The organism is Paenibacillus kribbensis (assembly GCF_001705305.1).
Lineage (GTDB): Bacteria > Bacillota > Bacilli > Paenibacillales > Paenibacillaceae > Paenibacillus > Paenibacillus kribbensis_B.
The window spans coordinates 1-10,674 of record NZ_MCBP01000034.1 but is presented as its reverse complement, the minus strand read 5'-3'; the positions used below and the strand labels follow the sequence as shown (position 1 = coordinate 10,674).

At 55.5% G+C, this 10,674-nt stretch carries 4 protein-coding genes; all 4 read left to right on the top strand.

The window, feature by feature from the left end; translation table 11 throughout:
• Positions 1–1,519: thioesterase domain-containing protein (locus BAZ21_RS27165; RefSeq protein ID WP_141695045.1), on the top strand; the 1,519-nt coding region annotated here is incomplete at its 5' end.
• Complete coding sequence (locus BAZ21_RS27160; RefSeq protein WP_068505924.1) at positions 1,509–3,335, top strand: ABC transporter ATP-binding protein; 1,827 nt, start codon at positions 1,509–1,511, stop codon at positions 3,333–3,335. The genes BAZ21_RS27165 and BAZ21_RS27160, both read left to right, overlap by 11 nt.
• On the top strand, positions 3,332–5,065 hold the full coding sequence (locus tag BAZ21_RS27155) for an ABC transporter ATP-binding protein (RefSeq protein WP_068505923.1): 1,734 nt from the start codon (positions 3,332–3,334) through the stop codon (positions 5,063–5,065). The genes BAZ21_RS27160 and BAZ21_RS27155 overlap by 4 nt, the downstream gene beginning before the upstream one ends.
• Before the next feature lie 230 nt (positions 5,066–5,295).
• On the top strand, positions 5,296–10,674 hold a 5,379-nt coding region (locus BAZ21_RS27150), incomplete at its 3' end, for a non-ribosomal peptide synthetase (RefSeq protein ID WP_141695044.1).

Here is a 10,674-nt window from a genome sequence, read left to right as displayed (position 1 = left end):
GTACGTCCTGGATGAAAACCGCCGCCCAGTGCCGATCGGCGTAGCGGGCGAAATGTACGTGGCCGGGGAAGGCCTTGCGAGAGGATACCTGAACCGTCCGGATCTGACGGCGGAGAAGTTCGTTGATTCCCCGTTTGCGGAGGGGGAGAAACTGTACCGCTCGGGCGACTTGGCGGCTTGGCTGCCGGACGGCAACATCGAATACCTGGGCCGGATCGACCACCAGGTCAAAATCCGCGGGTACCGGATCGAAATCGGCGAGATCGAAGAGCAGCTGCTGAAGATCGCCGCCGTGCAAGAAGCCAAGGTGCTCGACCGCGACGACGCGAACGGTCAAAAGCAGCTTGTCGCTTACTACGTCGCGGAAACGAGGCTGGCGGCGCATGAACTCAAGGAGGAGCTCGCCAAGCAGCTTCCGGGGTATATGATTCCTTCGCACCTCGTGCAGCTTTCGCGTATGCCGCTGACCCCGAACGGGAAAGTCGACCGCAAAGCGCTGCCCGCGCCGGAGGAAGCAGTGGCCGGAGGAGCGGAATATGTCGCGCCGAGAACGCTGCTCGAAATGAAGATCGCCCGCGTCTGGCAGGATACGCTTGGCGTTCCGCAGGTCGGCGTAAAGGATAACTTTTTTGAGTTGGGTGGCAATTCGTTAAGTCTGATGAGGCTCGTTCAAGCCGTTTACGATGAAACGGGCATTGAGATACCGCTGAACCGCCAATTCCATAATGTAACAGTTGAAGCCATGGCTTTCGGAGAGGGGGATCTCGGCTTGGATAAAGGAGGAGACTCCTTCATTAAGCTGAATAAAGCAGGAGATCTGAACGTGTTCTGCTTCCCTCCGGGCAGCGGCTTCGGCATCGGTTATCGAGAGCTCGCAAGCAGGCTCTACGGCCGGTTCGTGCTCTACGGCATTGATTTTATCGACGATGCCGTCGATTACGAGGCCATGCTGAACCGTTATGTGGACGAGATCGTCCGCATCCAGCCGGAAGGACCTTACGTGCTGCTCGGCTATTGCTTCGGAGGCAACCTGACGTTCGAGGTAGCCAAAACGATGGAGAAAAGAGGGTATTCCGTAACGGACGTGCTCATGGTGGACTCGTGGATTAAGGACACGCTGACGCCATCCGAAACGTCGGAGAAAGAGCTTGAAGAAATGCTTACCGATTTCGACGAAGAAGAGAAGGAATTAATGAGCAATCCGCTCGTGCGGGAGCGGGTTCATCGGAAGGTCAAAGCGACCTTGGCGTACGAAGCGCAGCTTATTAATTCCGGCACGATCCCGGCCCGAATTTACGAACTGATTGCGAAGGACAGCGAAGCGTTCCGCCTGGAGCACCAATTGCCTTCCTGGCGGGGGGCAACGACGCAAGCTTACGCCGATTACCGGCTGGAGGGCGCGCACGAGGAATTGCTGGAACTCGCGCGCGTGGAAGAAACGGCCGTCGTCATCCGGGACATCTTAGAGCAAGTCAAGCGGCAAATCGAAGCGGAGGCCGGGGTACTGCATGGAAGCTGACCGCCAGCCGTCTGTTCTAGAACAAGGCACAGCGGCGCCTTCCAAGCGCCAAACCGCTTACGCCGCCTGGAAAGCGTTCCGCTGGCTGATGTCCTATGTAAGCCGTCACAAAGGCTGGATGATCGTCGGTATCTTGTCCGCGATTGCCGCCGCCGTTATTGAGGTATGGACGGGAAGCTTGATCGAGCAGCTGACCACCCAGGCCGAGAAGGGGGCGGGGCCAGTCGTTCTGCAAATCGTGTACACGGTCTTTGTGGTCATCTTGATCGGTGTGCCGGCGAAGTTTTTCATGAGCTTCGGCGTGGAGCGAAGCAGCGCTTCTGCGGTGCAGGATATCCGCAATCATGTCATGCGTCATATCGGCAAACTCCCGGTCTCCTATTTGGAAAAGCAGCATTCCGGCGACGTGTTGTCGCGGGTCAACAACGACCTGCAGCTCATCCAGCAGTTTATGGTTCGGGACTTCGCCCAGTGGTTTTATCATCCGCTTTTGTTCATCGGGTGTTTCGCTTATTTGATCTACCTCCAATGGGAGCTGATGCTGTACAGCCTGCTGTTATTTCCCTTAGCGCTGCTGGTTTCCCAATGGATCGGCAAGCAGTTGGAGTGGTTAACGGAGGAAGCCCAGGTGAACATGGGCCGAATGAACGTCAACCTCCAGGATACGCTTGGGGGTATGCCTATTGTAAAAAGCTACCTGCTATCCGGCATGTTATCTCGCTCCTACCAAGTGCTGCTGCAATTGACGGTCCAAAAAAAGCTGGCCGTGAAAAAGCGGGAAGCCTGGGTCAACCCGCTGCTTTCCACGCTGATGATCAGCCCGATCATTTTCGCCGTCAGTTACGGAAGCTATTTGATCTACAAAGGGCAGCTAGGTGCGGGAGAGCTGATCGCCTTCCTGTACTTGCTGAATCTGTGTCTGGAGCCGCTGGAGCATATTCCCGAGCTCATCACGCGGACGTTCGAAATGTCCGGTGCCCTGAGAAGGGTCTCCGAAATCGTCGAGCAGCCGACCGAAACGGAAAATGGCCGTTCGCTTCCGAAAGCAAGCACCGCCCCCATCGAGTTTCAGAACGTAACCTTCGGGTATGAGGAGAGCTCCCCGATCCTGCGGAATGTCAGCTTCTCAGTGCCGGAGGGGAAGACGATCGGGCTTGTCGGAGCGAGCGGCGGAGGGAAGAGCACGGTGTTTAAGCTTGTATGCGGCTTTTATCCACTTCCGGAGGACCAGGGCGAGATCCGCGTGTTCGGCAGCCTGATCCACGGCGCCGATCCGGAGCAGCTTCGGTCGCATTTTTCCGTGGTAACCCAGGATTCATATTTGTTTAGCGGCACGATCGCCGAAAATATCGGCTACGGGCGGGAAGAAGCGTCGATGGACGAGATTATCGAAGCCGCCAAAGCCGCTCAGGCGCATTCCTTCATTATGCAGCTTCCTGGCGGCTATCAGACGTATGTCGGAGAGCGCGGAGGCTTTTTGTCCGGCGGGCAGCGCCAGCGCATTGCAATGGCCCGGGCTTTTCTGAAGGATGCTCCCGTTCTGCTGCTGGACGAGCCAACGTCGGCTCTTGATCCGGAGTCGGAAAGCGCGGTTCAGGAAGCGCTTAACGTATTGATGAAGCAGAGAACGACGATGGTTATTGCCCACCGGCTTTCCACGGTACAAAACGCCGACGAAATCTGGGTCATGGAACAAGGAAATATTGTGGAAAAGGGCACTCATGAACAATTGCTGGAGATGAAGGGACTGTACGCCCAGTCGTACTACCAGGAATTTACCAAGTCTGCCGAACGCAGGGAGGTGGCGTACACTTGAAAAAGGGCGGATGGCTCTCGCAAGTGAAAGAACTCTGCTACTTGCTGACGTTTATGAACGGCAAGCGCAAAACCCAGTACGCTATTGGCCTGGTCGTGACGGCGCTCTCCCAGACATTGTTCCTGATCGCCTTCAGCTTGGTCGTACAAAACTTGGTTGATTTCTCCGTGTCCCGAGATACGTCCCTGATGGTGGAAGCCTTTATTATTTTGGGCGTGTCCCTGTTCCTGGAAAATATAGTTTCTCCCTGGTTCATTTACTTATACCAGCGCAGTGTCGAGCTGACTGTGCTGAATATCCGCGAACGTCTTTATGACAAGCTGTGCCGGGTGCGGCCGAGATTCCTGGAGCAGACGCACCATGGGGACTTGCTGTCGCGAGTGAACAACGACGTAACGACTGTTGAGTTTACATTCTCGCAGGTTTACTTCGTTTTGCTGCTTCAAGTTGTCTTTTGCATCGGCTCCATTGTCTCCATGGTGTTGATCGATTGGCGTTTTGCCGGCGTATCCTTCGTCATTCTGCTGCTGTCCTCCGTGGTCAGCCTGAAATTTGCGCGGGATGTTCGCGTCTTGTCCGAACAAGGCTTGCAAACGCTCAGTAAAATGACCGAAAAATTCAAAGATTTTATGGGCGGCATCCAATTGGTGAAGCTGTTCCGCATCCGCACGATTTACGGCCAGTACGAGGCGTTGAACGAACAAATGACGCAGACGCTTCGGCAAACGGCGCAGAAGAATGGCATGCAGGCTGCGGTGAACCATTTTATCAGCTACGTCACGTTCTGCGGCATCATCGTCATCGGCAGTCTTCTTTATGCCTACGGACTGATGGGAATGGGAAGCGTCGCCGCCCTGGCGGTTCTGCAAGTGAATCTGACGCACGCCTTGTTGAACTTGGGGATGGTTCTGTCGATGATCCAAAATTCGCTCGCGGGCGCTCACCGGATTCAAGAGGTACTAAGAGAGGAAGAGGAACCGGAGAGATTGGGATCTCCTCACAGCGAACTCGTGTCGGAGGCTGCGGTGGAGTTTCGCGATGTGGAATTTTCCTATCAGGCGGATAAAAAGGTGCTTGTCGACATGTCTATGCAGGTGTTTCCCGGCCAGGTCGCCGCTATCGTGGGGGCTAGCGGCAGCGGCAAAAGTACGCTGATCAAGCTGCTGCTCGGCTTTTATCCTGTGGACAGCGGAGAAATCCTGCTCCAAGGCAAACCGTTCGGCCATTACACGCTGGACGAAATCCGCAGGCAGATTGCATACGTTCCGCAGGAGCCGTTCTTGTTTACCGGCACGATTGAGGAAAACATCCGCTACGGCAACCCGGATGCAACGGATGAAGAAGTGGTCGAAGCGGCCAAAGCGGCGTACGCTCACCATTTCATTCAGGAACTTCCTGAACAGTATCAAACGCCGGTGGGAGAGAGAGGAGCGTCGTTGTCGGGCGGACAAAGGCAGCGAATTGCGATCGCCCGGGCGATTCTCAAAAACGCCCCGATTTTGCTGCTGGACGAGGCGACTTCCGCGCTGGATAACGAATCCCAGCATTGGGTACAGCAGGCCCTGAACGTATTGATGAAGGGGCGCACCACCATTCTGATCGCCCACCGTCTCAGCACCGTGGAACATGCGGATTTGATTACCGTCATGAACCAAGGGACGGTCGTCGAGAGGGGCCGACATCAGGACCTGCTGGCGCTCGGGGGTTATTACGCCCGGCTGTACGGCTAGACCTGCTTTACTGCGGGCGGCTTCCTGCTTGTGAATGCGACAGAGTCTTTTAGTAATCCAAGGTATGACTTTATAAACGGTAGTTACCAGAAAACGTGGACACGAAAAGGGGGAAGAGTCCGAAGGAGCCGTTCCGGGAATGGCCTGCGCGGTTCTTCTTAAGAGTGACTAAGTGACATCTAGGTACAAAGCCTATCTATAAAGAATCTCTAAACCGGGAGTGTGTGGATGTGAGAGAGAATACCAACGAGCAATATGAATTAACGCAAGCCCAGCGTCGAATATGGTTCATGGAAATTATGAATCCGGGAACGTCCATCACGATGCTTTCCGCGACCTACCAAATTACGGGGGAGATCGACACACAGCTTCTGGAGCAAGCGGCGGCAGAGATCGTCAAAACCTATGACGCATTCCGAATTCACATTAGCGGGGATTTGCAAAATCCAACGCAGTGGTTCGAAGAGCCGGAGAATGTCCAAGCTAGGATAAGCCGCCTCGAAATAGGCACAACCGAACAATTCTATGCTTGGGTGAAAGAAGTAAGCGAAAAACCGGCCAGCGTGTTCGACGAACACCTCTACCAATTTACGATTATCCATTTTGCGAACGGCCAAGTATGGCTCAATTTGACGGTAAATCATATTATCGCCGACGGCTTGTCCGTCAATGCTTTGCTGCATGCGGTGATGGAAAAATACCTGGAACTGCGCAAAGGCATCTCCAGCAGTTACCAGGCCCCTTCCTATCTGGATTATATTTCCGCGGAGCGTGAATATGAGCAATCGCAGCGTTATCAAAAGGGCAAGGAATACTGGCTGACGAAGTACAACACTTTGCCTGAAACGACCGGCATTAAATCGTATCCGCCATTCTCGATCGGCAGCGAATCCAATAAACTGGCCATCACTTTGGACGGTTCCCGGTATGAACGCATTCTGGCCTTCAGCGAACAATATCAGGTCAGCTTATATACGTTATTTCTATCCGCCATGTACGCCTTATTGTATAAGCTGACCGACAGCACCGATGTTCCGGTCGGCACGGTTTTCGCCAATCGCACCAGCAAGAAGGAAAAAGAAACGATCGGCATGTTCGTCAGCACCGTGGCTACGCGGACTCGTCTGAATCCAGACAGACACGTGCTTTCCTTGATCCAAACGGTTTCCAAGGAAAATACGGCGGATCTGCGGTATCAGAAATACCCTTATAACCAATTGATCCAGGATTTACGCGAACAACACGGCCGCAACGATCTTTCGGGGCTGTTCCGCACGTCTCTGGAATATCTGCCTTTGAAAATCGTGGAGTACGAAGAAATCAAGGTACGCCTGGAGGCTCACTTTGCTAGGCACGAGATGGACGATTTGCTGCTGCGCTTCGACCATATGCTGAATGAAGGCCATGTAATTCTCCATGCTTCCTATCGTACCGGCCTGTTCGAGACAGCCGAGATTGATCGGATTATGGAACAGTATGTAACCGTTCTGGACCAGTTTCTTCAGAATCCCGAACTGCCGGTACGCGAGATTTCTCTACTGAGCGATGAGGAGAGACACCGCATTCTCTACGTTTTTAACCCGCCGGTGGCAGGGCTGAGCGAGGGAGAAGCGTTTCATCGGTATGTTGAAAAGTTTGCCCGGGAAATTCCGGATCATCCGGCAGTCGTCTACATGGACAAACAGCTGACCTACGGCGAATTGAACGAACGCGCCGAGCGGCTGGCTTCTCTCCTTCGCGAACAGGGCGTGGGAAGGGAGACGATTACGGGGATCTGGGCGGAGCGTTCGGTGGAACTGCTGGTCGGGGTGCTCGCCGTTTGGAAAGCCGGCGGAGCCTATGTACCGCTGGACCCCGATTATCCGGCGGAGCGGATTGAGTACATGCTCAGCGATAGCGATGTATCGGTGCTGCTTACGCAGCGTCATCTGTTGGAGCGGGCCGGAGGTTGGTTGGCCGATGACCGGCTGAAGCTTCAAGCTGTCTATGCCATGGACGATGAACAGATTTATAACGGGGATGCCTTAGCCGTGGAATTTGAATCTGCCGGCAGCGCCCCGCAAGACCTGGCTTATGTGATTTACACCTCGGGTACGACGGGACGCCCGAAAGGCGTCATGATCGAGCACGGTAGTCTCGTGAATACGGCGGATGCGTACCGTCGCGAGTACCGGTTGGATCAGTTTCCGGTGCGGCTGCTGCAGCTGGCCAGCTTCTCGTTTGACGTGTTCGTCGGAGACATCGCGCGGACGCTGTATAACGGAGGCACGATGGTGATTGTGCCGAAGGATGACCGGATTGATCCGAACCTCTTATACGGCTGGATTCGGGACCAAAACATTACGGTATTCGAATCGACGCCTGCGCTCATCCTGCCGTTCATGCAGCATATTTATGAAGAAGGGCTGGACGTTAGCTCCATGCAGTTGCTGATTACCAGCTCGGATGCTTGCAGTGTCACCGATTACCGATTGCTGCAGGAAAGATTCGGCGGACAATTCCGCATCATCAACAGCTATGGCGTTACCGAAGCGGCCATTGACAGCAGCTTTTACGGTGAGCCGCTGGATAAGCTGCCGCCGTCGGGTCATGTGCCGATCGGCAAAGCTTGGCTGAACGCCCGGTTTTACATTGTCGATGCCGCGTTAAAGCCGGTTCCTGTAGGGGTTCCGGGCGAGCTTGTCATCGGCGGCGCCGGGGTGGCGCGCGGGTACTGGAACCGTCCGGACCTAACCGCCGAGAAGTTTGCGGACAGCCCGTTTGTGCCGGGCGAACGTCTGTACCGAACAGGCGATTTGGCCCGCTGGCTGGAAGACGGCAACGTCGACTTCATCGGCCGGATCGACTATCAGGTGAAAATTCGCGGGTTCCGTATCGAACTCGGCGAAATTGAAACGGCCCTGCTGCGTTTCCCGGGCGTCAAGCAGGCTGTGGTGACCGACCGTACGGATGAGCAGGGGCAAAAGTATTTGTGCGGCTACGTGGCGGCGGATGCTTCCTTGCAGCTGAGCGATCTGCTGTCCCAATTGAAGCAAGAGTTGCCAGCCCATATGGTCCCAGCCCGGCTGGTGTCTCTTGATAAGCTTCCGCTCACGCCGAACGGCAAAATTGACCGTAAAGCGCTGCCTGAACCGACCGGAGAGGTAGAAGCAGGCCGTGAGTATGTGGCTCCTCGCACAACGCTGGAAACAAGACTTGCGCTCATTTGGCAGCAGGTGCTGGGTATTACGCGAGTTGGAGTCCAAGACGATTTCTTTGACTTGGGTGGTCATTCCTTGCGGGCCTCCACGCTTGTTTCCAAGATTCGGAAAGAGCTGCAAGTCGAGGTTCCACTGCGGGAAGTTTTCCGCTACACCACGATCGAACAGCTGGCTCAAAGAATCGGCGGTTTAAGGCAGCAGGAGACGTATGAGATTACAAGGGCGGCTGAGGCCGAGTACTATCCGGTTTCATCCGAGCAAAAGCGTCTGTACGTCCTGCGCCAGCTTGACGGGGCCGAGCGCAGCTACAATATGTCGGCGGCGCTTCTTCTCGAAGGCAAGCTGGATCGCACACGCGTCGAGCACGCGTTCCGGGCGCTGATTCAGCGCCATGAGACGCTGCGTACCGGGATCGAGCAGGTTCAAGGCGAGCTTGTCCAGCGCATCTATGACGAGGTGGAGTTTTCTGTCGATTATTTCCAGGCGAGCGAGCGGGAAGTGGACCAAGTGGTGGAAGCTTACTATCATCCGTTTGATGTGACCAGGCCGCCACTTCTCCGCATCGGCCTGATCGAAGTCGCCGAGGATCGCCACATTCTGCTGTTCGATATGCACCATATCGTCTCGGATGGCATTTCGACAGCGCTGCTCTTCGACGAGTTCAGCCGCCTGTATCGGGGCGAGGAGCTGGCCCCGCTGAGCATTCAATACAAAGATTATGCCGTTTGGCAGCATTCCGAAGCTTACGGGCAGCTGCTCCAGCCGCAGAAGGAGTACTGGCTGGAACAGCTGTCGGGCGAGCTGCCGGTCTTGGAGCTGCCGACGGACTTCCCGCGGCCTGCGGTGCAAAGCTTTGACGGCCGGACCGTGAAGTTTTATATCGGGAAAGAGCGGACAGAGAAGCTGAAAGAGCTGGCGGCACGGACGGGGACGACCCTGTACATGGTGCTGCTGTCGGCTTACTCCATCCTTTTGCATAAATATTCGGGTCAGGAAGATCTGATCGTTGGAATGCCGATTGCCGGAAGAACGCAGGAAGAAGTGCAGACGATCGTGGGGATGTTTGTCAACACGCTGGCCATTCGCAGCCGTCCGGAGCGTTCCAAGCCGTACCTTTCGTACCTGGAAGAAATCAAGGACATCACGCTCGGGGCTTTCGAACACCAAAATTATTTGTTCGAAGACTTGGTGGAAAGTCTTCACATTCCGCGGGCGACCGGCCGGAATCCGCTCTTTGATACGTTCTTCGCCCTGCAAAATACGGAGAACGAGCAAATTGTCATCGAGGGGCTGGAGCAATCGTTTTATCCGCTGGAAAACCGAACATCCAAGTTCGAGCTGCTCCTGGACATTTCGGAGCTGGACGGTCAGCTCGAATGCCGGTTGGATTACGCTATGGCTTTGTATAAACAGGAGACCGCGGAGCGGTTCGCCAGACATTATGACAAGCTGCTCGAAACCATCGCAGCAGCGCCGGACGGGGATATTGCCTCGCTGGAAATGCTCACGGAGGAGGAAATCCGCGAGCTGGTGAGCGGTTTCAACAGTTCGGAGGCGGACTACCCGCGGCAGCAGACGATTCACGGCTTGTTCGAAGAGCAGACGGAGCTTTACCCGGACAACGTGGCCGCTGTCATGAACGAGCGGCAGCTGACCTACCGCGAGCTGAACGAGCGATCCAACCGGCTTGCGCGGAGGCTGCGGGAGACGGGAGTAGAAGCGGACCAGCTGGTAGCGATTCTGGCTGAACGCTCGCTCGATATGGTCGTCGGCATCCTGGCGATTCTCAAAGCGGGCGGAGCATACGTGCCTGTCGATCCCGACTACCCGGAGGAGCGCATCCGCTTCATGATCGAGGATTCGGGCGCGCCGTTATTGCTGATTCAAAAGCATCTGCACGAGAAGAGCGACTTCGCAGGAACGCGCCTCGAATTGGACGATTTCGTTTGGGGCGACAGAGGGGCGGACTCCGCCGATGCGCTGGACGTTTCGAACCTGGAGCCGATTTCCGGGCCGGGCAACCTGGCATATGTCATCTACACGTCGGGAACGACCGGCAGACCGAAAGGAACGCTGATCGAGCATAAGAACGTCGTGCGGCTCCTGTTCAACGACAAGAACCTGTTCGACTTCGGGCCGTCCGACACGTGGACGCTGTTCCACTCGTTCTGCTTCGATTTCTCCGTCTGGGAAATGTATGGAGCGCTGCTGTACGGAGGCAAGCTGGTCATCGTACCGCCGCTCACGGCGAAAAATCCGGCCGATTTCCTGGCGCTGCTGGGCCGTGAACAGGTCACGATTTTGAACCAGACGCCAACATACTTCTACCAGCTGCTGCGTAAGGTCTTGGCGGACCATCCGTACGATCTGCGGATTCGCAACGTCATCTTCGGGGGCGAAGCGCTGAGT